The organism is Halogranum amylolyticum (genome assembly GCF_900110465.1).
GTDB classification, from domain to species: Archaea; Halobacteriota; Halobacteria; order Halobacteriales; family Haloferacaceae; genus Halogranum; species Halogranum amylolyticum.
The window spans coordinates 24817-48279 of record NZ_FODV01000010.1 but is presented as its reverse complement, the minus strand read 5'-3'; the positions used below and the strand labels follow the sequence as shown (position 1 = coordinate 48279).

Sequence of the window (23463 nt, the reverse complement as noted above, 5' to 3'; positions counted from 1 at the left end):
GCGTCGTCCTCCGAGTCGCTCGCATCGACCCGCCGTACCGCCGACTCGGCAACGTGTTTGCTGACTGGGACCGCAAGGGGAGTCGATATCAGTCCGTGTTCAAACCGACTTTTCGCCGGTACGAAAGTACCCAATTCTGTATTAAAGTCAATATCTGACTGTATGCTCAAGTCTTTTGCGCGGACATTCGTCTCTTTGTCCATGCGCGGCGACGGTCCCGAACGTCCCCTTTCCGAAGACGATACGTGAGCCGTGATTGTGCGAGACTGTCGCCAGCACCGGTCCGTCGACTGAACAGTTCGAACTTCCACCTATGTCCCACCAATCACCACAACAGGCAAATTCACGCAGACGAGCAGACGAAGCGAGTGACAAGCAGTCGACCCCGCAGACATGTCCAGAGTGCGAGTCGGAGTCAATCGCCCAGGACGGCGAAGAACTGCTCTGTGAAGATTGTGGACTCGTGCTCGAAGAGCAGGCGATCGATCACGGACCGGAATGGCGCGCGTACAATCCTCAAGAGCGTGACTCGCGATCCCGGGTCGGCGCGCCGATGACACAGACGATGCATGATAAAGGATTGACGACAACCATCGGGTGGAAAGATAAGGATGCCTATGGGAAGTCACTGTCTGCGCGGAAACGCGAGCAGATGAGCCGGTTGCGTACGTGGCAACGGCGGACACGAGCGAAGGGTGCCGCCGAGCGCAACCTTCAGTTCGCGCTCTCGGAGATGGACCGGATGGCCTCGGCGCTCGGTGTGCCGCGTTCGACGCGCGAAGTCGCCTCGGTCATTTATCGCCGGGCCCTTGATGAGGACTTGATTCGCGGGCGCTCCATCGAAGGCGTCGTGACGGGGTGTCTCTATGCCGCTTGTCGGCAGGAACACATTCCTCGTAGTCTTGACGAAGTCGCGGACGTGTCACGCGTCTCCTACAAGGAGATTGGCCGTACCTACCGTTACGTCGCACAGGAGTTAAGCCTGGAAATGGAACCCGTCGACCCCAAAGAGTACGTGCCACGGTTTGCGTCCGAGCTGGAGGTTCCCGAGGAAGTTGAACAGAAGGCCAATGAGATTATCGACATCTCCATGGCTCAAGGGTTGTTATCGGGGAAGTCACCGACCGGGTTCGCGGCCGCAGCGCTCTACGCGGCGGGACTCCTGTGTAACAGAAAGCGGACACAGAAAGAAGTAGCCGAGGCTGCACAGGTGACCACGGTGACGATTCGGCTGCGATATCAAGAGCAACTCGAAGCGATGGGGACTCGCTGACTGTCACCGGGTGATCCCACTCCACCGAGCCGAGAGATTTATTAGCATATCTCACACCCACTCATACTGTGCAAACTATCGACACACACAACGTTCGGTTCGGCGAACTCGCCGGCCCGCTCGTCAACGGTGCACGGTTCTTCGACTGGGAACTCATCTCGACACAGGTCATCACAGAGGCATTCGACCACGCCTTCGAAGACATCGTCGACGTGGGGGGTATCCCGTACGCGCCCGTCGTTGCAGCGACGACCATCCATCGCTACCCTGGATTTCGGGATATAGTGACAGTCGAGACGACGCCGATATCGGTCGGTAAGAGTAGCGTCGAGTTACTCTACGAGATGATTGACGGAGACGGTGATCCACTTGCGACAGCGCGGCTCACGCACGTCACTATCGCTCCGGAGGGAGGTGCACAGCCCCTACCTGAGGAGACCCGGGAAGCGTTCCGCGACGCACTCGAAGATGCCGATCCCGATGTCGGCCCGCAAGAGTCGAACGCGGAAGGTTCGTGGCCGTCCTTCACAGAGTCGTTCGACATCCGCGGTCCGCACGTCGAGGGATCGGAACTCGCGTACTTCGAAGAGTACCCACGATTCGCCGACGTCGCACTTGAGCGCTTTCTCGAATCAAAAGACACGAGTCTCGACACGCTGAATGGGGACCGACAACCGTTCCGTCTGCGCAACTGCCGCTGGGAGTTCGTCTCTCCTGTCCAGTACGAGTCAACCCTCACTGTCGAGTCGGACATCCGCGCTGCCACCCAAAATACTCTCAGAATCAAGCATCTGTTCAAGAGCGACAATCGAGTCTGTATTGAGGGTGTCACCGAGTACGGTAGTTTCGACAAGTCGGGGGCTCCAACTTCGTTCACTCCTGGGATGCGCGCGCTGTTCACTGAAGGGTGACCTGCTAGACTCGCGATTTTGAGAGCCAAAGATTCCGGTCAGATAATGTATCCTCTACAATGAGGAATACTTAGGCTCCACTGACGGAGTGCGAACAGGCTTTCGAGCCATCCGAGACAGAGTCGACGAGTGAGAGACAACTGTCGACGTGACACTGCCGCCAACGTGGTACTACGGCTGAGTTCGACGAGGAGGACGCAGCACATTTCGTTCATTAACTGCTCTCGAAGGAGCATATAGACGTACTTCGTGACGAAGTGACTAGTATATAGTGAGTAAGATGCCCGAGATTACCACACCACGCGATTCACCTCTCTGATCAAGTTGGGCAGCTCGTACCGGAAGGGTGTTTTTATAGGGATTCGCGGAAGTGTTGATGTTCTCTGAGGACGCAATTACTTTGTGACTGTCGAAGACCAGAAATCAGTTGGTGTGAAAACAGTGTCAGCCCAGCTAGTCGATTCATCCCACGAACGACAATGGAGGTACTTGACATCACATAGATGCAAGGGGAAGCCTACGGACGAACTACACCGAGCCTCAAACCAGATTCTCGAAGAAGCCCACGAGTCCGGATGCACACATATCGCGTTCGAGAATCTAACCGATATTCGCAAGCGGAGGGCGGGTGCAAAGCGAAAGGAAATTCCACGTATGGGCGTTCCGACGCCTCTACCAGTACGTTGAGTACAAAGCCGAGATGTCCGGTGTCGTGGTCAAGCAAGTGAGCCTGCGTACACGTCTCGTCGGTGTTCGTCGCGTGGGTTTACGCTCGAATCGACGGTCGAAACACCGTTCGGGTGTCAGAAGTGTGAGTGCGAACTGAACGCGGACTACAACGCGAGCAAGAACATCGCTCGCGAACTGTTGAAGAAACCCCACTCGGGGCAGAAGTCTTCGGGTGGAGGCGCACCCTGTCGGTGTGTGCTAACGTCAGGGACGCTGAACCTGAGCGGCGATTTCCACGCTTCCGTCGAATCGACGGCAGAAGGGAAGTCCACTGACAAGCTAACGACTGAAGTCGTGGGTTACTGACAATGTGTATTGGCACCGTGACTCAAATAACTGATATAGTTCTAGAACATTGTTAGCGTGTAACGGCTTTCCAGCAGTATACACTGCCCATATTGCCGGTCCCCAGTCTGATGTATACCACAGAAATCACTACTGAGAGTCCAGCACTGTACAACGCGTTGAACGCTGCGCCTTCCATGCGCGTCGAATACGTCGACGATCGGATGGTCCCGGACGGACCAATCAAACTAATTGTGTGGGCCAGTGGAGGTGACTTCAGCGAGTTTGAACGCGCTCTTAACAACGACCCAACAATTGGAGGGGTCAGGACACTCACCATCGAAGAGACTCGCCGCTTGTATCGGATTAATTATTCCCCAGAAGGCGAATGTGAGTCCTTAACGACAGTGATCACTGACCTCGATGCGACAATTATTGATGCTGTCGTGACAGTCAGTGGACTCTGGATGAAAATTCAGTTCCCTGATCAAGAAGCGGTCAGAACGTTCGCAAACTGGTTTCAGCAACACCAACAAACATTTGCTGTCGAATCCGTTTACGAAGAAACTGAGTTAACACGAGGCTCTGCGGTCAATCTCACCGATCCCCAACGTGGGGCACTCGCTCTCTCGCATGAATGGGGATATTTTGAGATTCCCCGCGAAACGACCGCTACAGAACTTGCATCAGAATTAGATATCTCAGCACAAGCGTTCTCTGAGCGAATCCGCCGTGGAACAAGTACAATCCTTGAGCAGCTTGAATTATCATCTTCTCTGATACCTCGACGATGACAATGGATTGGACTAAAAGATGCTGTGTAGTCACCTATAGTAACCGGATTCAACACTGATTCCATACGAGACAGCCTCTTCGCCATCCATGTTCGGTCAAGGCCGTGAGTGGTGAATAGACGAGTCTTAAGCTCTAACATCACCACAGCCAAGTGGCACAGATTCTGCATTTGGATTTCTACAAACCACCAATTGGAAAACATTTGTAGTCGCTCGCAGATTACATCGTGTCTGTGTACCGTTTACTCAAGAGGTTGGGTACGTAGCTAATGGGTCTTGGCGACACAGGCAACGCATATCCTCGGAGAATAGATTTGATGCACGCATTTATTCAAGCCGAATAGAAATTAACCAATCTTGTAGAACGTCCTGTGGACTCTCATTGGCGAAAAGATAGAGATAGACCGCTTACGTCCAAGTCCTAACTTGTCGAATGTGCGTGCGGTGCTCCGCTAATCGTGATTTTGTGAGCGGCGTTACGGTATTGTCTGAATATATTGAGAGCCCAGTTCACTGCCGAATCAGAATCGTTAGCAAGAGTCCCGCGAAGTCCCCCACCATCTCGGTAGACGCAGAGCCAGACCATCTTATCATCAACAATAATGAGTCCGAACGGAAGTTCATCATCGATTTGCCACAGAGCGCAGTTATCTGATGCAGCGACGGGGGTGAACTGTTCAGCGTACGTGACTGTAAGCGCCGAAATGATCTGCTCCTCTAGGATGAGTTCAACCGTAAGGTTTCGCTCCATAATCTGCTCGTGGAAAAAGTCAACGTAACTCGGCAATACAACAGGTGAGTAGCCTTTCACGCAGTCAGCCGATCTCACCGCCTCTTTGATTTGTTTGAATGGTCCCTGTGGTGTCTGTCTCTTGGACAGAGTGACTTCTCCACCCCCCAGCAGTTGCATGTCAAGCTGAGTGTCGGCTGGGAGATTCGCGGATAATTCTATCGCCTTTGAGAGGTGGGTGTACGACCCTGTGAGGTTCTGGTATTGCTGATAAGCGAGCTTGCCGTGTAGTGTGAGTCCAAAGCTGCCGTTGTGAGTTTGGATCATGCCCATCTCTGTGAGTTCGCAAAACGCGCGATTCACTGTCGATCGCGAGATGTTCAGTTCGTCTTCGATATCTCGTTTATCGTCAACTCCCTCTATGAGAGATCCAAGGATCGCTTCTCGTTTCGTGACTGTTTCAAGGATACTAGAGGGGTGAGAGTCGCCCATTGGCCGATATTAACGAAACATGGCAGTTGGATAAAACTTACTACTGAATCAAACTGAAGTATCCCGCGCGTTGCTATTCATATACTGAGTTGTTAATCACACCCTGCATAGTCAATCATATCTTACGCCCCTAATCATCCAGTAATAACACTATCTTCCCAGATTATCGTTCACTTGGGTAGCAACCCATGACACGCGAAAGCAACGCAGACAGTAAAAGTATCAGTCGTCGAAACGCATTAAAAAAGACCGGAGCAGTTGCATCTGCCCTAGCGATTGGTGCATTGCCTGTTCGGGGTGCGGGGGACGATATGGTACAGCTCCCGAAGTACGTGTCCGGTGGCGAAGCTGTTGAATACTTCAGCGTACCCAGAGAGTGGAACGAGCATCGAAAGATCGCGAAGAGCGTCCAAGGTGAGGTCATCAATAAGTACACTGATGATACAGGAATTTACGGAGTCGGTCTCACACGGTCACCGAAGACGTACGGTGGTAAGAACGGGCTGGGTGTTGAACTGATCGTCGACGAAACGTTTGAGAACCTCGCTATTCCTGCTGAGGTTGACGGTATTCCGATCACACTAGAGGTTGGCGAACCGGGCCAGCTAGGTGGGTGTTCTATCTCTAGTGGGACTGCTAATTGCGTCAATAAAGAAGGGGATACAACAGTGAATCCCGCCGAGCGTGTATCCGGAGCCAATTCCGCTGGGACAGCAGCCATGCAGATGGGCGGCGGCAGCAACCAGTATCTGCTAACTTGTGCCCACCTCTTCAGAGACAGCTGCACTAACAATGTGAACGGCAAATCAGCATATACTGCTGACGGCGACAAGATCGGCGAGGTATCGGATTCGAACTCCGTTGACGACTGGGCCGTTATCGACTTGGGCAACGGGAGCACCAGCACTCAGATCGACGACAACGCTAATTATCCGACCTGCACAGATGCGGTATCGGAAGCTACTCTCCAAAACTGGGAATCTCAAAGCAAAAGCAGCCGACCATGCCTCTACCAGATGGGGTGTACAACCGGCAAGACGACTGGAAGACTCAAGTACGCCAACTTCGCAGAAACGACATTCAATGGCTGTGTCGACTACAACGATGATGGGAGTGCTGATGGGGTATACACGTACTGCGGCTTCGGACAAGGCGATTCCGGAGGCCCGACGTGGCATATGGATGGTGGAAACGCCCACCTCGTGAGTACTACGGCCCTCTATCACGGATACTCTGGATCTGTCTGTGGTGGCAATGACTTCGGACCAGACTCGTCTGGTATGGGAGCATACGCTATCGAGGACGTGACCGGCTATTCGGTCCCTTAACCACCTTCCCCGCTTTGTGGCACTGTGGAAGCTCTATACTGGCTAAGGGCTTTAGATTCGGTGGAAAGTATTAAAATAGATGGTCGAATCCAGCACGAAAACTCCGTAAGCTGGTTGACTTCCCACACTTAACCGTCGGATATCGTTCCGAGAACTCCTTGTTTGAAGCCCCTATGGAAATCTCGAATTCGGTCCTTACAGTAGACAGTAGTGTAACTTCTTCATTTAGAATCAACCAGAAAAAAGGGCCTGAGTGGGTTCAGTACAGAGAAAGAATTGAATCAACTGGCCGTGTTACCAACTACTGGTAACAATGGTCAGTAGAGACTATTCCGTACCAAAAATCCGTCTCATATTCATTCTCCGGACAGTTTAGTCAACCTGCGACTTTTTGTTTTCGGCGGTATTCCAGTCCCCCCGATAAACTCGCAAGAGCAACCACACCGACCCAGAGTAGAATGTACAGAGCGAACGGCGTCGGAATAGCAGACGGTGCACTAACTGGCCCTGCCAGCCACGACCCGAAGCCTGAAAGCAGCAGAGATAAAGCAACGATTATCGCGGGCGACATTACCTTCTCACCTATGTAAAACACAACTGGGACGAACCCAAGGAGGAACATTCCAAGTATAATATACGCTCCGTTGAGTGGTTTAGTCATAAACATCGCCCATAGATCATCGAACCAAATATTCCATAGAGCTATAGCAAGACCTGCGTGAACAAGCCCACCGACCAAACCGCCGATTATCGAGTTCCTTGTTACGATCGAGTGTGTTGAGATCCGTGCCATACTCCTCAGTTGACTACCCAGACCCTTAATACGATGCTTGGCTCAAAACGAGTTTTGAATGACTCGGATACTGGTGGTCTATTGGGTCCGAATCCACCATAGGAAAAATAGTCCGAGGATAAATAATCCGCCGAGAAGGAACTCTAATCCTGGGAAAGATAGTAGGTCGATAATGGTTGTTCCATCGCCTGCTCCACCGGGCCGTCCAAATGCCTGAAAGATGAATAGGAACGCAGAGACGAGAGATAACAGTGTGGTCGCGCCAACGAGTCGCTTGAGTAGATTACGGAAGCCGGTTGTCCGTTTCTCGGTGCCGACAAACATGACTACAGGGTTGTCTGCGGGTGCATACACATTCATTTCTTTTCCTTTCTCAGAGTAACGTGTGTCAGCTACTTGTACCAATCCTATGTCATGAAGGCGATCGAGGTGGTAACTCACGTTCTGAACAGATAAGTCAAGTCGGGTAGCAAGTTCGGATGGAGGGGCTGGCTCGTCATAGATTGAGGATAGAATATGCCGAGCCGTATCTGATGACAGGGCATCGAATACATCTGCGGTCTCATCTTCATCGATCCCAAGAATCTGTATCTCGCCCTTTTGTTTAGCAGCCAAGTCATCGGTAGAGGGTAACAGAGACATAATGTCTATACTCACCCCCATCGTTATAAGTTCAAGGTGATTTCTCTAGAGAATTTTGCGACACGACCAACCGATTGGACTCTGCCATGAGAGTAATAATCGGAGCCATGTTTCCCTTCATCAACCCGCAACAGCAACCCTCTCAGCTGTCGTTTGATTCAGACTCATCATTGTCTCGATTAACGGAGGTCAGATCTTCTTCCATTCGCTTGTACGTTGCTTCCTTCAGCTCCTCTTCAGACGGTTTCTCAAACTGTGTGTCTAAGTATTCGAACTCTTCTTGTGAATAGTCGGCGCTCAGTCCGGGCTTCGCATCCTGAACGAGAACCGTTCGGTCGCGGTTCACCTTTCCAAGGAACTCCTCGAGCTTTGCGTCCAACTCGCGTTGGACCCGTCGCCGTGCCCGTATCTTCCGGTGAAAATCGGTCTTCTCCGCCCAGTCGTACACTCGTTTCCCGAGCTTCGTGAGCACGTATCGCTTCTGTGTACCGTGGTCGGTTGGTCGGTGCTTGATTTCGATGAGGTCGGCCTCCCGTCCGTCGGTCAATCGATTCGACACCGTCGACGTACTCGCTAGAACACCACCCTCTAGGTCTTGAAACGTCGCACTCCCGCGACCGATCTCGATGAGGATTTCCGACCCGCCTGTGCTCCGAAGAAACGACTCTACCGCATTCTTACTCATGGTTCGACCCATTCGCCAGCAAGATATAAATCGAACCAATTATTGAATCGTTCCAATTCTCAATTCACTCCAACCCCTGAAACAGTCCAATTCTGGATTCAGAGCGTCCTTACCAATTGATGTCCCCGCCACGGATAGGTTTGAACAGATGCAGACGAATGCCCTCCCAATCGAGTTTCGCTCTCATTCAAAGCTATAGTTTTCTGTCTCAGAGATGAATCGCCCACATACTCACTCGAACCGACAGCCCCGTTCGCTCTGGGTAGCTGTGGGTTCATTCAGAGGGTCAGTACGTGGCTGCTGATCCGTCCGGAATTGCGGAGTCAATCGTTATCCATGCGGAGACGCTCTGTAAGCGCGAAGACCACCTCTGGGACGTCATCCGTGAGCTCTCGATTCCCGTCGAACAACTGGAAGACGCACGCGACCAGAACCGCGTCACCTATGGAACTGACGAGATGTTCCGAGCGCTGTTGTTCATGGGGATTCGCGGCATCTCCCAGAACGAACTCGCGGCCAGATTAGGACAGAGTTCGAGTCTCATCAAGAGTTTTCACCTCGATATCACCGATTTCTCGAATACGCCGACGCAGCAACAGCTCTCGTACACACACGCGCAGTTCAGCGAGGACACCCAAGAAGTGCTCAATCGGACGGTTGCTGGCGTGCGACAGGCCGCACTCGACCACGGCGTAATTACCGAAGGACTAGTTCCAACCATTCCAACCGAACCCGAGGAGGCGAACTCGAAGAGCGAGAACGAGTACAAGAAAGAGAAGGCACAGAAGACACTGACGCTCGCTCGGAAACACGTCCTTCCCGAGTTCGACACCCACCGAGCAGCCCACAAGACGTACTCCGACGAGGTAATCCTAGATATGTTCGCGCGGATCTGTGCGAACAAGGGGAGCGCTCATTCTGAATCGGAGTACGGCTGGCTTACAGACGACGACCTCATCTGCGACGACTCGACGTTCTTGCGGGCGATCAAGAAGATAGCTGCTCCAGAGGAGTCGGACGGCCAGCTCACGTTCGAGAATTTCGGGGACAACGACTCAATGCCGAAGATTGACCAGATTCGAGACGCGATTATGACGGCGTTCGACGCCGCGACGGACAACATCATCAACTCGATTCGTGGTGAGGACCCCTTCAGTACTCGTGAGACGGTTGCAGCTATCGACATTACGACTGAGCAGTTCCACGTCTGGCCGTGGGAAAACAAGGAAGCGGGCATCGCCAAGCCAGACTATCCGAAGATGGTGAGCGGGTACAAGAAAGACGGCGAGTACAAGCGTGGATACAAGTACGCGACAATCACCTTAGTCGGAGACCACGCACCGATTGTCCTCGGCATCGAGCCGGTGAAAGAGGATTCTGCGTGGGAGCCGGACGACTCGCCATCGTACTCGAAAGCCGACCTCGTGAGTCGGCTGCTGGACAGCGCCGAGCGGTTCGTCGATCTGGACACGGTGATGTTCGACCGAGGATTCTACGTCAATCGCGTGTACGCGGACGCTCATGAGCGGGGGCTGACGTACCTTTCACCAGTACCGACGTACGAGGATGACTTAACGGCGATTCACGACATTCAGGAACATCCGACGGCGGATGCAGCTGTCAAACACGACGTGCCGCTGGGAATCGACGGTGAGGTTCACCACGAGGCGGAGTTCCTCTACGCGCCGAGCACGAGCGACGATGCTGACGGGAAGTACGCGGTATTCGTGACGAACCAAAACCGTGTGGAACCTGAGGAGATTCGGAGTGTCGTGAACGGGTACAGTCGGCGATGGGACATTGAGAACCAGTACAAGTCGATCAAGAGCTTCATGCCGAAGACGTCGTCGACGGATTACCGGCTTCGCTTCTGCAACTTCGCGCTGTCGACGCTGCTATACAACCTGTGGCGGCTCACAGACTATCTGATCAAGGTCGCGCTTGACGAGCCGATTCGGTCGCCGCCCGTAATCACGGCGAAGACGTTCGTGCGAGCGTTGGGTGATTTCCTGCGTGAGTTCGGGTAACGCTTTTCTCACTCCGGTTTGAGAATCCAGTAGCGGCTGCTCTGTCGATTTTCGCTCGTTTTTTCGATATTCGGAGACCAGTAGGGTCGTGTCTGGTCGCTAAATCAACTTCACCCGGTTTTCGCACCCTGATTTGGCCTACTCATCCGGAAATCAGATAGTCTCGTTTGTAGGCTTATAAGCGCGCCAAGAATGTGAAGTGGTGATAGAAGCCGTTCCGCATTCGTCTCTGGAAATCATCTGCACACAATACCTGCTTGATCTCTTTGTGGAACTGTTTGACGACCCACCGCAGATGCGCCCATGAGACCAGTTGCTCAAGAGACACCTCATCAACTCCCCAGCAAAGCCGGACCTTCAAATTCGGGTCGTTATCGGCTGGGTACTCTTGGGAAAAGAACAGCCAGCCAATAGACGCCTGCGGAGACTGTGACCGCTACGCTGACCACATTCAGCAATTCTGGTGGCACGGTCAGTGCAAGTCGCGTCGTCGAAACAGGAAGCTCCATCAACAGAAGTCCTAACTTCTGGTTAGCAGTCAGAGCTCTTCAAGTCCTGGTCTGTATCAGCAGACGAGTAGGGTGGGATAGTTCACGTCTCTTAGTAAGTGTTGGTATAGTGCATGACTGTTCAGGTGGATAGCTCATGTTTGTCTTGGCTAATTATCTTTTGAGAACGTAACACACGTTCCCATCCCTCTATCAGACCACAATGTCAACCGAAAACGACGACACGATGTCAGATAGTTGTCTTTCAGAATGCCCTCTTTGTGGGGCTGACTGTGGACCTGAAATGAGCCTCCGAGAGCACATCATGGTTAACCACCGGAAGAATGCAATCACAAACGAACTACTGTCCACACTTTCAGACGATTCAATATAGTCTAATGGTAGTTTCATTACATAAGGTGCCTGCTAGAGAAAACAACAAGGACGACGCAAATGCCTCACCACCACAAGACGAAGACGGGAACTACATCTGCGGGAGAAAGTGCAAGGATGGGAGTATTTGCCAACGCACTATCCGTGTCGCGTGGATGCCATGTTATGACCACTTCGGACAACCCGTGCAGATGAATGATGAGGTGAGATGAGGTGCTATCTGATTTTCAGTACGCAATCTCCATCACGTCAATTATGTAATAGTGAAGCGTTCGATCGTATATGCGGTATCACCTTCGCTAGTTGTCCACACTATCAATAACAGCAGAGACAAATGACCAGTATCCTGCCTGAATCAAGCCGACCGAGAAATGTAGAGTAGTGATCATATATTCAGTTACGCTGGAACTGTTCAGAGGAAGTAACTATCACCCACTATTGTGTAGGTCGAAAAATTTACCTTGAACGACACGATAGTGTTCCTTCTCTGAGAGCTACCGACTGTGAACGTCGCAGTTATTGGCACATCCATGACCAAGTTCGGCCAGCGAGACAGCTGGCTCGGCGAGTTGCTCTCGCAAGCAGGTCAGGAGTGTCTCGACGACGCCGGTGTCTCACCCGATACAATCGACCATCTGTACGTCTCGAACATGGCGAGCGGCGAGTTTGAGGGGCAGACAGGCGTGATGAACGCATTAGCTCACGATCTCGGGGTAATGCCAGCCTATAGCCAGCGAATCGACCAGACCTCCTCATCTGGTGGCGCGGGTATCTACCAGGCGTACCAGTCAATTGCATCGGGAGTTAGCGAGATGACGCTGCTGGTCGGTGGTGAGAAGATGACCCACAAGACCACTGGTCAAGCAACCGACATTCTCGCCTCCTGTACCCATCCTGAGGAGTATAAGCACGGTGTGACGATGCCGTCGTTCGCCGGCCTGACGGCTCGACACTACCTCGAACGGTTCGACGCCCCGCGGGAGTCACTTGCACAGGTCGCCGTCAAGAATCATAAGAACGGCGTCGATAATCCCAATGCGCAGTTCCAAAAGGAAATCGACATCGAGACGGCTCTAGAATCGCCAATCATTGCCGACCCGCTCCGATTGTACGATTTTTGTCCGATCACGGATGGGAGCGCAGCGATGATGTTTACGACTGAAGAGCGAGCGAAAGAGCTTACCGATGAGTACGCTGTCGTCTCCGGTGTTGGCGGCGCGACCGATACCCACGTCGTCCACGAGCGAGACGACCCGACCGTAATGGGCGGTGTTGTTGAGTCGAGTAAGCAAGCCTACGAAATGGCTGATGTCGGGCCTGATGATATCGATGTCGCTGAGCTCCACGACATGTTTACCATCTTGGAATTCCTCCAGTTGGAAGGCATAGGCATCGCAGACCATGGTACTGCCTGGGAGCTGGCGATGGACGGTGTCACTGCGAAAGATGGTAATCTTCCGATTAACACCTCCGGTGGGCTCAAGTCGAAAGGCCACCCGTTGGGGGCAAGCGGCGTTGCACAAGGTGTCGAAATCTACGAGCAGCTCGTGGGCGAGGCTGGTCCGCGGCAAGTAGAGGCTAACACTGCCTTGGCATGTAACGTCGGTGGTTTCGGAAATTGTGTTATCACGACTATCATGGAGACTGCAGAATGACCTTGGAAGCTGGCAAGTGTTCTAACGGACACGTCTCGTATCCAACGCACCCACGTTGTCCGACGTGTGGCGAACCACAAATCGAGACGCTCGACCTTTCGGACCGGACCGGAGAAGTTGTCACGTGGACTCAATCTACGGCGACTCCTCCGGGTGTCCGTCAGCCGAACACGATGGCAATTGTTGAGTTCGAGGTAGACGGTCATGCAGTCCGCGCACTCGGACAGGTAACCACAGACGACGTTACGACCGGTGACGAGGTGGAACCAGTATACGTCGAGGAACTGCGCGACCCCAAGGCAGGAATCAAGGACCCCGAGAGCCAGTCGTGGGACGGCTATCGCTGGAACCCGGTTTGACAGTCTTCCGTATAATCTCTAAAGACGGACTCTCTCCACACCAATCAGAGATACTCTGTCAGTGGTCGTTGCCTCAGATGAACAATATCTCTGAATTCTCGTTCCGCTGCCAGTCGATTATGACGCGATAGTCACCGATGCGAGATTGGGAATATTCCGAACTACGCCGGTGCTTGAGATAGTGGTCGGGAAAGTCAGCAATTGAATGGGTGTCTGTTCGGCGGTAACGATGACGGATGGGGGTGCGACGGTTGTTCGAATTATTATTGAGTATATCGAATGGTTGGAACTTAAAATGGCTCATAAATAAATTTCCCGTGACAGAATTTTACATTGTTTTGATTCACCATTCGATATGCGACATATCGTGACATACTCACAACCAAAATAAAATTTGTACAGCTATTTTTGTGTTCCATTGGTCAAAGGATGATAACAAAACCATCGTGGAGAGTCACATCGGGATTCACACCACGGGTACAAGGCACACGGGATTAGATTGAACAGCCGCCAGGTTATCAAGGCAATATACGGAACCCCCTCAGCGTGATAGCCGGACAAAGATGTGCATCGTAACGGTCTCTCAAAGACGCAAAAATAGTCAATTTCAGACTCTCATCCACCCAAGGTGATATTGCTCACACCGATTTCTGGAGTGGGTTGGTTTCTCGTCGTTCCGCAGCACGGACGAATTAATCCCCTGGATCAATCTGTCCACCCGCTGGCCGATAGATCTCAGGTGTAGGGTACCTAATAAGAGTGCACGGATGTTGTTCATAACAACTTGTATTTTGGCATCCAAAGTCACTGCGATATGTGTCGGCCATTTTGTTGCATGATAGTCAGGACTGGCCTAATACTGATATCTATGCTAGCAAGTCACACTTATTTCACTCGCCATCAAACAACACTAGGACTATGTCTGGACCAGAAAATGATCCGTCCGATAGGGGGGCACAACTTCGTCTCCAATTCACCGACGAGGTTGAGCCTGAGGAGAGCATCATTGAAGCTGACGACGGCCTTGTTGAATGGTTGCGTAATGAATTCGAGAACAAGTTGCGCGTAGTCGGTGTCTATAGTGAGAACACGTTCGAGTTCCTCTATGTCAATCCAGTAGTTCGCGAGCAGTACACACGACAGGAATTTGCTGCAACCGGCGACGAATTTGTTCTGAGTGGCAGACAAGAGGACTCCTACCAGGAACGACTCTACCATCTCGGGAGTTTCGAGTACGAAGTTCGAGGGTTCGAAGAGGGGCAGGTAGTTCGGGTTCCAGTTGACATGCGGAAAGGGCTCATCATCTCTTTCGAAAAATCGGTCAATATCTCTGTCCCCCAGTTCATCGATCAACTGAAGCGCCGCCACGAAATTGCCATCTGTTGATATTTTTCCGCTATAGACGAGTACCTCGACAACCCATTAATGACAGACTCTTAATGGTTCAGAGACAGACCGTTTCACACAGACAGACAGACATAAATTCAGTACCTCACAAAGCATCCTGGGCCAACTGTTTCTGAAGCCTGGGTTCTGTGTCGGATCGGCTGTACTGGCGGTCTCGACGAGCTGCGGCGCGATTTGCTTCCAGAATCGAACTGACTTATTTGTCCTGTGTCCAAATCTCCTTTGCTCGGTGTTCGAGTCGCCGGAGGATCCGAACGCGCTGTTGATTTGCGTTCTCGTAGGCGACACAGGCTCGAAGCGTGGCTATGTCGTGAATAGTCGCGATACCTGCGTCGATGAGGTGGTTGGTTGGTGGTTCGAGACGCTGCTCGGGGGTGAGGCTGGTCGATTCTGTCGATTCAGTTGCTTCGTTTTTCATTGAGTTTCGCCTCCAGCCATTCTGGAGGCGCGAAAAACCAACTCTCTGAGAGCTCTATTCTGCCTCGTCGTCAGGTTAAATATCCCGAACGTCCTCGGTGAGTTAGTGCCTCCGCAAGCGTTCATGCTTTGACCTTGGCCGTCAGTTCGTCTTGGTCTCTCGTCGCCGTTCCACGTTTCAGTTTCACCGTCAACGAGACACCAACGTCACTACGCTCAACGTATTCGGTCTGGGTTGCTTTCTCTCGATTCGATTCCGTCGCTGTTGGGTTGTCGTCAGTCATTGGTTTACTGCGAGAGTTCTCTGTCTCCCGCACCCCTCTGGGGGCGAAAAACTCACTCGGCGCTCACCGAGTCAGCAGGATCGTCATCTCATTAACCAACAGAAACGGCGGTGGTTGCGCTCTGTTGGTTAAGACCATAGTGCCTGTTCTGTTGGGCGATTCTTAGCTCAGTAGTGGACGTCCGCCGGAATAATCCACACCTGCTCGTCGGACTCGAGGACACGATCCAACTGGTCGCGATGGCGAATCGCCCCGCCGTACTCGTCTAGTAATCGAAAACGGCGGCAGTGTCGGGGCCGACGCCGACGAGACGGTCAAACGCTGCATTGCCTCTGGTGGGGGCATCGTCTCGATTCGGTACTTCAACGAGCACGTAGATGAGTAGGTGCATTGTAGTTCTCGGGACGCGATGTGTGTGACGCCCCGCGCACTTCAGGGGCAGAAAGACTCACCAGACTGCGTCTTCGTCACTTGACGATTTCGCTACCGCGGCTCGTAGGGGTTTGTCGGTGTGTCAAGGCGGTAGACATCTTCGGCAGCGTCGAAGTCGTCATCGAACGCGTACAGATATCCGAGCCCTTCAGTTTGCATGTAGGCAACAAGACAGGCATCGACGAACGAGAACGGCTCGTGTCTGCGGAAGAGTGCCTTACCCGTCGCAAACGCATCTGCAGTCAGTGAGCCGACGTGAAAGCGGGTGTTTTCTTCGATGCGGTCGAGAAAGTCTACAGCCGCATCGTGGCCAGCGTGTGTCGTCAGTCCGTTCAGAGTCTCTCCAAGCACATAGTCGATGATTACTCCTTCTGGCAGTGATCCGTCATCGATGCCTCGAACGATTTCGAGCCCGTCAGCATGAGAGCTGTCTCGTCGATACGCAGCTGCAAAGAGGACGGATGTATCGATTACTGCTCGGGGCATTTATTCGACGTTGACACCCCAAGCGTCGTGGTCTGTACTCACGTCGGTTTCGGTGTCGCCATCGTAGCCGTTAAATTCGGCAAAGGTCCCACTTTGTCGTTGAACGACTTCGAGACGAACGCTCCCATCTGTGTCGAGATGCCAGCGAAGATAATCCCCGTCATCGATGTTAAGTTCGCGACGAATCCGAGCAGGAATGTTCGCCTGGTTACCCGATACCTTACTTTCTGCGTCGACTCGATCACTACTCATAGATAGTGCTTGGAGACCAACCGTCAAAAAGGCCTAGTGTGGCGGAACACTACTGTATCATTCCAGCAGCGCTCGCTTCCCGGTTCGATAGCACTCCCGAGCGTGTCATAGAATTCTCCTCATACCTTGAGCATCTCTCGCCCCGGATTGTCTCCTCGTTCGCAGTTGGTGATTGCGATGACCACTCGCAGACACAGTGCCAGAAACACTTGTGCTCGCTCGTGGACGCGGCCTTGACCGCATCGTTCGTTCGCTCTAGCTGTGTCCGGCAGTTGTACATCTCCAAGCGCGTCTTAGAAACAGGAAACCCATCCTCAAGCGCGAGCCATCAGGCGAGCGGTAGGATGGGGTAGTTCACCCGGTTTTGAAGGAGTAATCGAGTGTCGGGGCTGAGTGAGTGAGTTGTCCGATCGAGATGATGTCCACCCCTGTTTCTGCGTAGTTAGTCACATCACCGACGGTGATACCTCCACTTGCCTCTGAAAGAACGTCATCGGGAAGCGGTTCGATCGCTTGTTCAATCTCCGCAGGGCACATATTATCGAGAAGAACGATGTCAGCTCCCGCCTCGACAGCCGTCTGAGCGTCTGCTGGATACTCGACCTCGACTTCAAGCTGTGTAGGGAACGACACGCGGTCGCGGAAATACTCGATAGCGGGTCGCATTCCCATCTCTTCGATGTGATTGTCCTTTATCATCACCATGTGGGAGAGGTCGAGTCGATGGGTGTCGCCGCCACCAGCTACGACGGCACGCTTCTCGATACCACGTAGCCCGGGCGTGGTCTTTCGGGTCGCTGCGATTCGGACTTCGTCGTTCATCTCACGCGCGGCATCAACTGCGGTTCGTGTGAGTGTGGCGATGCCAGAGGCATGACCTGCGAGGTTCACAGCGACGCGTTCTCCGCGCAGCAGATCTCGAGCGGATCCTTCAACTGTGAGGACAGTATCGCCCACTTCGATCCGATCACCATCGTCGGCGTGTGTCTCGACGTCCACGTCTAGATAGTCGAACACAGCGACTGACGCGTCGAGACCCGCGACTACTCCGTCTTCTTTCGCCACGAGACGACCACTCGTCTCACCCGGGACCTGATTCGTCACGTCATGGTGCCCAACGTCTTCGCGAAGCCATTGTTCGATCCTACTCGTCTGAATCATCTGGAGATCACGCCTGCGTTTGATTTATCGTCCGAGATTAGGGTGTGCGTTCCAACGGAGTCCTCGTTTTCGGCAGCACCCCGAGCGACGAGCAGCGCTGTCACGCTTGCGTTCCGCAGTTCGTACAGCGATCGGGACGTCCTAGTCCGGGTATAGGCGTCGACTTCGCCTTTCAGCCGACGCAGACCCGCCTGAGCGCGTGTGAGTTCGTCGGGGTCGCGCCACAACCCAACGTAGTCGTCCATCACGCGCCGGAGCCGAACGAATTTATCGTGGACAAAGGCGCCCGGAAGTTCCGGATCACGGGTCAACAGTTCGGGTGGGTCGATGGGTTGGGCTTCCTTTTCGGCAGCGTCGGATCCAGCTCGAAGTCCCCAGACAAGCCCTTCGAGAAGACTCGTGCTGGCCAGCCGATTCGCACCGTGGACGCCCGTTCGAGCACACTCACCGACGGCATACAGGCGATCGAGTGTGGTTCTCCCATGACCGTCGACGGTGATGCCGCCACAGAGGAAGTGCTCGGCTGGTGCCACCGAAATCCCCGAAGTCCAATCGACAGCATGTTTCGCACATCGCTCTGCAAGGTCCGGGAACTCGTCCTCGAACGGCATCGAACTCACATCGAGGAGTACCTCGCCAGTGCTCTCACGTTCGTGCTGGATAGCTCGGGCGACCACATCACGTGGTGCGAGCTCGGCATCCTTGTGGACAGCGGACATGAATCGTTCTCCTTTCCCATTCCGGAGTACGGCACCTTCTCCACGGACAGCTTCACTAAGCAAGAACGGGTCCTCACCGGCGTAGACTGTCGGATGGAACTGCACGTACTCCATATCAGAGATGTCTGCGCCGGCGAGCGCGGCCATTGCGATTCCATCGCCCGTCGACCCCGGGGGATTCGTCGTTCGAGAGTAGAGATCACCGATCCCTCCCGTTGCGAGGACCGTTGAACCAGCGTAAATCGGAGCAACATCGCCCGAGCGTTCTAACATCGCACCGTGGACCCTCCCCTCGTGACGGATAAGCTCGAGCGCAGCAGTATCGTCGAGAATTGTCACTTCCTCGCGTTCAGCGAGATAGTTTAGGAAGGGGACGTGGATGTGCTTTCCAGTCGAGGCGTCGACGTGGAGAATGCGATCGGTGGAATGGGCTGCCTCACGTGCAAAGTCGAACATCTCACCATTGCTGTCAAAGTCGACCGAAAGCGTCTCCACCAAGACGTCACGGACTGCGTCGTTGGCGTTCTTGACGAGCACCTCGATGGCCGTGTGATCTGCCGTGTGACTGGAGGCTGCTTGGATATCCTCCTCGAAACCAGCGGGGTCGTTACGCGTGACTGCGACGCCACCCTGTGCCCACCACGTCGACGTTCCCTCAGGTTGAGTTGACTTGGTCGCGATTGTCACTGATGCGCCCTCGCGAACAGCACCGAGGGCAGCGGCTAATCCAGCGATACCCGACCCAATGACGAGGACATCAGTTGTGCGTGTCTCCATCGTTATATCTCCAGCATACGGTTGAGAGCGACCTGTGCGAGTTCTTTTTCCTGGGGTGCAACTTCGATGACGTTGCGTTCACGTCCGGCGACGAGTTCTTCGAGGACCCACGTGAGGTAATTCGGGTCGATTTGCCGCATCGCGTTGCAGTCCATGCACGCATCACCACATAGTGGAAGCACGTTCACGTCAGGGTGCCACCGCTGAAGGTGGTGGGTGAGGTGAACCTCAGTTCCAATTGCCCAGCTATCGCCGGGAGACGCTGCTTCGATAGTCCGACAGATCTCGGCCGTGCTTCCGGATTTATCGGCTGCTTCGACGACCTCTCGGGGACATTCGGGGTGGACAATGACATTCACGTCCGGATTGTGGGCTCGAATTGCTTCGATGTGTTTGACTTCGAACCGCTCATGTACTTGGCAGTAGCCGTCCCAGAGGATGATATCGTTTTCAACTGCTTTGCTGGCGTCTTTGGAGGCAGGGTCCCACGGATCCCATTCGACGGTCTGGTCTTCCATCCCGAGTCGGTAGGCCGTATTCTCTCCGAGGTGCTTATCGGGGAGAAATAGCACTTTGTCCCCTCGATCGAAAGCCCACTCGAACGCTTTGTGCGCGTTCGAAGAGGTACAGACAAGCCCACCCTGCTCGGCGCAGAATGCCTTCAGATCAGCATACGAATTCATATATGTGATCGGAATGATATCCGCGTCCGTCTCTGCGGTAATCTCGCTCCATGCCGAATCAACTTGGAGCGCCTCTGCCATGCCGGCCATTGGACACGACGCTTCCATGCTCGGGAGAATCACCGTCTGATCGTCTTCGGTGATGATATCCGCTGATTCCGCCATGAACGTGACGCCTCCGAAGACCACGTATTTTGCCTCTGCGTTCGCAGCTTGCTTGCTCAACTGGTACGAATCACCAATAAAATCGGCATGTTCAATGATCTCTTGTCGTTGGTAGTTGTGACCGAGAATCACTACGTCGTTCCCGAGTTCGGCTTTCGCTTGGACGATTCGTTCATTCCGCTCGTCTGCTTCAAGCGTACGGTACGCTGGCGGAAGCTGCTCTAAGCTATCATATTTGAAGAGGCTGAGGTCGGTTTCGAATTCAGCCGTTTCCATTTGTGGCATGGTAACTGGCTCCCTAGTAGCTAGTCATCTATTCTGGCTATTGTATAAAATTTATCTTCAAAGCAAATCGCTGTAGAGGGTCAAGGTACTAAACGCAGTTTCCAAATCAACTTCGTTAGTTATTATCTCATATTGATGGCTCTAGCTGCCGCAGATTGCTCGATGGCTTAAGAGCACGGGAACAATACGCTCAACCCGCTGAGCGCAGATTCAACCGGAGAGGATATCTCTATCATCCAAAAAGACCCCAATAGTGAAATGTTCGTCAGCATTGACGAACAAGACGCATGTCTCGGGGCCGTTCGGGAAATCAACTATCCCCGGTTGCCTGCCGGACGTGGTCGGCAGTAGTGAGACTCAGTAGATTTCTCAAGCAAGTTCAAGTCACGACGATTCACCTTTCGATTGACCCGTTGGATTCCTTCTGAGAGGCCTCCGACCCCTTGGTCGTGAGTTCCTGCAAGTATGTTTGCCCATCTGGTGTAATCTCATAGACGCTGGACGTGGCATGACGCACGTAGCCCTCAGATTGGAGACTATCGCAGTGACGATCGACCATGGATGGATGGTATCCAAGTGTGTCTGCCAGCGCGGGCACGCTCACTGGGCCCTGCTTGTTGAGTTCTGACAAGAGGAGTTGGCGTGCGTAATCCTCCATGCTATTGGTACACAATAACATGAGATAAGTCAATATAGGCGTTGGGGGAAAGACTGGAACACTATTTTACCCACAAAAGAATGATACTGAGGTATGTCATCGATTGATTTGACGCCGAGTCAGCAAACGATACTCACCGCACTCGTCAATCTGCATCGCGAGTCCGAACAGGCTGTCAAAGGCGAAATGATTGCCGAAGAAATCGACCGTAACCCCGGGACTGTCCGAAATCAAATGCAGAGCCTGAAGGCACTGCAACTCGTCGAAGGTGTGCCTGGTCCGAAAGGGGGCTACAAACCGACGGCACTGGCCTACGACGTGCTCGATATCCAAGAGATGGATGAGCCCGCAGTCATCCCACTCCTCCACGAGGGTGAGCGTGTGACAGGCGTGAACGTCGACAGAATTGACCTCTCGAGTGTCCACCACCCCGAAAAATGCCGTGTCGAGGTTCACGTACAGGGCTCGATTCAAGACTTTCACGAGGGTGACACGGTGACAGTTGGCCCGACACCACTCTCGAAGTTGCTTATCGAGGGTCTCGTCGATGGGAAGGACGACACAAGCAACATCCTCATCCTCCGCATTGCGGAGATGACGGCCCCTGCAGAAGAACCAGCTCATTAAACGGATTCAGCTGGATCTCCTGCAGAAGAGCGTAGAGGTTGTATTCAGCAGATAGTCACTCTTTATCTCACTTTTTGGTTGTGAAGCACCAGCGGAATCTCCATGTCCTTCGCAACGCTGGCCACGCTCGTTGAGTAGCATAGATACCCCTTCTTTGTGCTGTCCCTTCTACGAGACACTCCTGACGATATGGTTAGTCTATATCTTACCTTGTTACGGCTCAAAGACGCTTCAAGTAGTGCTTGACCGAGTACGTCCCCATTACTTACTAACCAATTAGTTTTTACCACACAACTGCATACGAGCCACCATGGTGAGAGCAGTAAACCCTCCGCGGACAGATTTTTCGAACCTTGAGATGAGTCTCATTGGCTATATTATCTTCCTACCATTGCTCGTTCTACTCGTTCCCGTTCTCCCGTTCTTGATTGTTCTATGGGTTGGAGAGAAACTCTCAAGTAGTCCCTAAGCATCGGTCTCCAGCCAACAGTGAGTGGACTATTCAGTGCCCAAGTGAACGTCAGAATATGGGTTTACTCCGTTATTTGGATCCCTACAGTCGGAATTTGCCGTTTATCACCTTAACCAAGCACAGATGAGTTCATAAGGTGACCGGCAGTACCTCGAGCGTCTTCTGCGTGCAAGCTACCGCAGAGTGGATATACGAATTGGAGAGCGAATCTCAGCCGTGAGTGAGGTGTGAATTCGATAGCAGGGACACCTTCCTCAGAGCAACTCACCGTCTTTCCACGTCAGTGAATGTTCGCAAGTATCCCACATTCGCTGTCGTCGCAAGCTCCTCAAGCGCTTGGCGTGCTTCGTCTCGTCTCCGTTTGGCATGAGTGCGAAGTTCCTGCTCGTCAAATGCGGGTGGGGCAACTTTGGCCCACTTGGACTCTGGGTCAAGCGCGTGGCGTATCTGTCGTTCCGTACTGAACCCACACCCTACCGTTGCGAGGTCGTCACGGCGAGTACCGTCAACGTCGGCCAGTATCGCCCCGAGAACAGTCGCAGCCGCACCGATGCTGCCAGCCGTCATATCGAAAAACGCACACTGGTCGGATGTCGGTGGTGTCGGCTGCATCTTGATGAGAGTGAACGCTTCCGTTATCGTCTCTGCTACGCTCGACAGCACCTCAAAACAGTCACTGAGCGCGGGATGGTCAATCGACCGAAGCGACGAGTATGCCGAGGTAGAGAGATACTCACCGGCCAACAACGCTGATGTGGGTTCCAGCGTGAACGAGTGTGGTCTATCGTCAGTAAGTTGGATCAAAAGTCTACTGCGGAGGCGGCAGTATCCACGAAGGAGTTCGGTTGCCACCGCAGCGGGAAGAACCATCTCAGGGTCTGTCGTCGACCCACTTGAGTTGTAAGCTCCTATCACGAGCTGACCATACCATCTGTCGTCCGGTTCTTCGACCGTCCTGCGTGCAATTGGTAATCCGTCTTCGTCCGCTGCGCTGAGCACCGTATCGAGTCGAGCGTTGATGCTCTTCCGTCTGAAGATGACCGATTCGTCCATC

21 protein-coding genes and 3 pseudogenes are annotated in these 23463 nt (G+C 53.2%); 11 read left to right on the top strand and 13 right to left on the bottom strand.

Going from position 1 to position 23463, the window contains the following annotated elements:
* The first annotated feature begins 313 nt into the window (after positions 1–313).
* The 4 genes and pseudogenes from BSG17_RS16285 (at position 314) to BSG17_RS16270 (ending at position 3992) form a co-directional block, all read left to right on the top strand.
* Entirely contained in the window at positions 314–1273 is a 960-nt protein-coding gene (locus BSG17_RS16285) for a transcription initiation factor IIB (protein ID WP_089825979.1), read from the top strand.
* 68 nt (positions 1274–1341) lie between these two features.
* Complete coding sequence (locus BSG17_RS16280; protein WP_089825977.1) at positions 1342–2184, top strand: acyl-CoA thioesterase; 843 nt, start codon at positions 1342–1344, stop codon at positions 2182–2184.
* Positions 2185–2622: 438 nt separating this feature from the next.
* Positions 2623–3219: pseudogene (locus BSG17_RS16275) on the top strand (zinc ribbon domain-containing protein); the annotation flags it as partial.
* 110 nt (positions 3220–3329) lie between these two features.
* Positions 3330–3992 (top strand): helix-turn-helix domain-containing protein, encoded by a 663-nt coding sequence (locus BSG17_RS16270; protein WP_089825975.1) that lies wholly within the window; start codon positions 3330–3332, stop codon positions 3990–3992.
* Between the two features lie 421 nt (positions 3993–4413).
* Here the strand turns inward: BSG17_RS16270 and BSG17_RS16265 are convergent, their stop codons facing one another.
* Complete coding sequence (locus tag BSG17_RS16265; protein ID WP_139246659.1) at positions 4414–5214, bottom strand: helix-turn-helix transcriptional regulator; 801 nt, start codon at positions 5212–5214, stop codon at positions 4414–4416.
* 311 nt (positions 5215–5525) lie between these two features.
* Between BSG17_RS16265 and BSG17_RS16260 the strand changes: the two genes are divergently transcribed.
* Positions 5526–6542 carry a hypothetical protein gene (locus BSG17_RS16260; RefSeq protein WP_089825971.1) on the top strand — a complete coding sequence of 339 codons (1017 nt, stop codon included), beginning with the start codon at positions 5526–5528 and terminating at the stop codon, positions 6540–6542.
* Positions 6543–6918: 376 nt separating this feature from the next.
* Here BSG17_RS16260 and BSG17_RS27105 read toward each other — a convergent pair whose 3' ends face one another.
* The 3 genes from BSG17_RS27105 to BSG17_RS16250 form a co-directional block, all read right to left on the bottom strand.
* Complete coding sequence (locus BSG17_RS27105; RefSeq protein WP_170864830.1) at positions 6919–7335, bottom strand: hypothetical protein; 417 nt, start codon at positions 7333–7335, stop codon at positions 6919–6921.
* Positions 7336–7413: 78 nt separating this feature from the next.
* Complete coding sequence (locus BSG17_RS16255; RefSeq protein WP_211609165.1) at positions 7414–7950, bottom strand: ArsR/SmtB family transcription factor; 537 nt, start codon at positions 7948–7950, stop codon at positions 7414–7416.
* Positions 7951–8119: 169 nt separating this feature from the next.
* Entirely contained in the window at positions 8120–8425 is a 306-nt protein-coding gene (locus BSG17_RS16250) for a hypothetical protein (protein ID WP_170864829.1), read from the bottom strand.
* Positions 8426–8955: 530 nt separating this feature from the next.
* Between BSG17_RS16250 and BSG17_RS16245 the strand changes: the two genes are divergently transcribed.
* The 4 genes from BSG17_RS16245 to BSG17_RS26105 all read left to right on the top strand — a co-directional run bounded on the left by BSG17_RS16245 (position 8956) and on the right by BSG17_RS26105 (position 14970).
* Positions 8956–10689 (top strand): transposase, encoded by a 1734-nt coding sequence (locus BSG17_RS16245; protein ID WP_089825965.1) that lies wholly within the window; start codon positions 8956–8958, stop codon positions 10687–10689.
* Positions 10690–12073: 1384 nt separating this feature from the next.
* Positions 12074–13225, top strand: coding sequence for a thiolase family protein (locus BSG17_RS16240; protein ID WP_089825964.1), 1152 nt, complete (start codon positions 12074–12076; stop codon positions 13223–13225).
* Positions 13222–13584, top strand: a complete 363-nt coding sequence (locus BSG17_RS16235) for a Zn-ribbon domain-containing OB-fold protein (RefSeq protein WP_089825961.1) — start codon at positions 13222–13224, stop codon at positions 13582–13584. Before BSG17_RS16240 ends, BSG17_RS16235 begins: the two co-directional genes overlap by 4 nt.
* 918 nt (positions 13585–14502) lie before the next feature.
* Positions 14503–14970: a DUF7522 family protein gene (locus BSG17_RS26105; RefSeq protein ID WP_139246653.1), complete on the top strand. Its 468-nt coding sequence runs from the start codon at positions 14503–14505 to the stop codon at positions 14968–14970.
* Between the two features lie 217 nt (positions 14971–15187).
* Here BSG17_RS26105 and BSG17_RS16225 read toward each other — a convergent pair whose 3' ends face one another.
* The 8 genes and pseudogenes from BSG17_RS16225 to nadA form a co-directional block, all read right to left on the bottom strand.
* Positions 15188–15409 (bottom strand): DUF8129 domain-containing protein, encoded by a 222-nt coding sequence (locus BSG17_RS16225; RefSeq protein ID WP_089825957.1) that lies wholly within the window; start codon positions 15407–15409, stop codon positions 15188–15190.
* Positions 15410–15536: 127 nt separating this feature from the next.
* A pseudogene (locus BSG17_RS28950) lies at positions 15537–15692 on the bottom strand (DUF7389 domain-containing protein); the annotation flags it as partial.
* Between the two features lie 483 nt (positions 15693–16175).
* A complete protein-coding gene (locus BSG17_RS16210; protein WP_089825955.1) occupies positions 16176–16610 on the bottom strand; it encodes a PIN domain-containing protein in 435 nt (144 codons plus the stop codon).
* A complete protein-coding gene (locus tag BSG17_RS16205; RefSeq protein ID WP_089825952.1) occupies positions 16611–16862 on the bottom strand; it encodes an AbrB/MazE/SpoVT family DNA-binding domain-containing protein in 252 nt (83 codons plus the stop codon). It lies immediately after the preceding gene.
* A 119-nt stretch (positions 16863–16981) separates the two neighbouring features.
* Positions 16982–17145, bottom strand: a pseudogene (locus tag BSG17_RS26100) (IS5/IS1182 family transposase); the annotation flags it as partial.
* 71 nt (positions 17146–17216) lie between these two features.
* A complete protein-coding gene (gene nadC / locus BSG17_RS16200) occupies positions 17217–18023 on the bottom strand; it encodes a carboxylating nicotinate-nucleotide diphosphorylase (RefSeq protein ID WP_089825950.1) in 807 nt (268 codons plus the stop codon).
* Complete coding sequence (locus BSG17_RS16195) at positions 18020–19519, bottom strand: L-aspartate oxidase (RefSeq protein WP_211609162.1); 1500 nt, start codon at positions 19517–19519, stop codon at positions 18020–18022. The genes nadC and BSG17_RS16195 overlap by 4 nt, the downstream gene beginning before the upstream one ends.
* Positions 19520–19521: 2 nt before the next feature.
* Complete coding sequence (gene nadA, locus BSG17_RS16190; RefSeq protein ID WP_089825946.1) at positions 19522–20652, bottom strand: quinolinate synthase NadA; 1131 nt, start codon at positions 20650–20652, stop codon at positions 19522–19524.
* Positions 20653–21403: 751 nt separating this feature from the next.
* On the opposite strand from nadA, the gene BSG17_RS16180 reads away from it, so the two are divergent.
* The gene (locus BSG17_RS16180; RefSeq protein ID WP_089825942.1) at positions 21404–21937 is read left to right on the top strand and encodes an Rrf2 family transcriptional regulator; all 534 of its coding nucleotides are present in this window, start codon (positions 21404–21406) and stop codon (positions 21935–21937) included.
* A 310-nt stretch (positions 21938–22247) separates the two neighbouring features.
* On the top strand, positions 22248–22406 hold the full coding sequence (locus tag BSG17_RS28945) for a DUF7535 family protein (RefSeq protein WP_449271719.1): 159 nt from the start codon (positions 22248–22250) through the stop codon (positions 22404–22406).
* Between the two features lie 267 nt (positions 22407–22673).
* Here BSG17_RS28945 and BSG17_RS16175 read toward each other — a convergent pair whose 3' ends face one another.
* Entirely contained in the window at positions 22674–23462 is a 789-nt protein-coding gene (locus BSG17_RS16175; RefSeq protein WP_089825940.1) for an isoprenoid biosynthesis enzyme family protein, read from the bottom strand.
* Position 23463: the final 1 nt, after the last annotated feature.

What these genes read in the sequence shown, in the direction of transcription:
- BSG17_RS16285 (WP_089825979.1), top strand. Translation starts at nt 314, where the DNA reads ATGTCCCACCAATCACCACAACAGGCAAATTCACGCAGACGAGCAGAC.
- BSG17_RS16270 (WP_089825975.1), top strand. Translation starts at nt 3,330, where the DNA reads ATGTATACCACAGAAATCACTACTGAGAGTCCAGCACTGTACAACGCG.
- BSG17_RS16265 (WP_139246659.1), bottom strand. Translation starts at nt 5,214, where the DNA reads ATGGGCGACTCTCACCCCTCTAGTATCCTTGAAACAGTCACGAAACGA.
- BSG17_RS16260 (WP_089825971.1), top strand. Translation starts at nt 5,526, where the DNA reads ATGGTACAGCTCCCGAAGTACGTGTCCGGTGGCGAAGCTGTTGAATAC.
- BSG17_RS27105 (WP_170864830.1), bottom strand. Translation starts at nt 7,335, where the DNA reads ATGGCACGGATCTCAACACACTCGATCGTAACAAGGAACTCGATAATC.
- BSG17_RS16235 (WP_089825961.1), top strand. Translation starts at nt 13,222, where the DNA reads ATGACCTTGGAAGCTGGCAAGTGTTCTAACGGACACGTCTCGTATCCA.
- BSG17_RS26105 (WP_139246653.1), top strand. Translation starts at nt 14,503, where the DNA reads ATGTCTGGACCAGAAAATGATCCGTCCGATAGGGGGGCACAACTTCGT.
- BSG17_RS16225 (WP_089825957.1), bottom strand. Translation starts at nt 15,409, where the DNA reads ATGAAAAACGAAGCAACTGAATCGACAGAATCGACCAGCCTCACCCCC.
- BSG17_RS16210 (WP_089825955.1), bottom strand. Translation starts at nt 16,610, where the DNA reads ATGCCCCGAGCAGTAATCGATACATCCGTCCTCTTTGCAGCTGCGTAT.
- BSG17_RS16205 (WP_089825952.1), bottom strand. Translation starts at nt 16,862, where the DNA reads ATGAGTAGTGATCGAGTCGACGCAGAAAGTAAGGTATCGGGTAACCAG.
- nadC (WP_089825950.1), bottom strand. Translation starts at nt 18,023, where the DNA reads ATGATTCAGACGAGTAGGATCGAACAATGGCTTCGCGAAGACGTTGGG.
- BSG17_RS16195 (WP_211609162.1), bottom strand. Translation starts at nt 19,519, where the DNA reads ATGGAGACACGCACAACTGATGTCCTCGTCATTGGGTCGGGTATCGCT.
- nadA (WP_089825946.1), bottom strand. Translation starts at nt 20,652, where the DNA reads ATGCCACAAATGGAAACGGCTGAATTCGAAACCGACCTCAGCCTCTTC.
- BSG17_RS16180 (WP_089825942.1), top strand. Translation starts at nt 21,404, where the DNA reads ATGTCATCGATTGATTTGACGCCGAGTCAGCAAACGATACTCACCGCA.
- BSG17_RS28945 (WP_449271719.1), top strand. Translation starts at nt 22,248, where the DNA reads ATGGTGAGAGCAGTAAACCCTCCGCGGACAGATTTTTCGAACCTTGAG.
- BSG17_RS16175 (WP_089825940.1), bottom strand. Translation starts at nt 23,462, where the DNA reads ATGGACGAATCGGTCATCTTCAGACGGAAGAGCATCAACGCTCGACTC.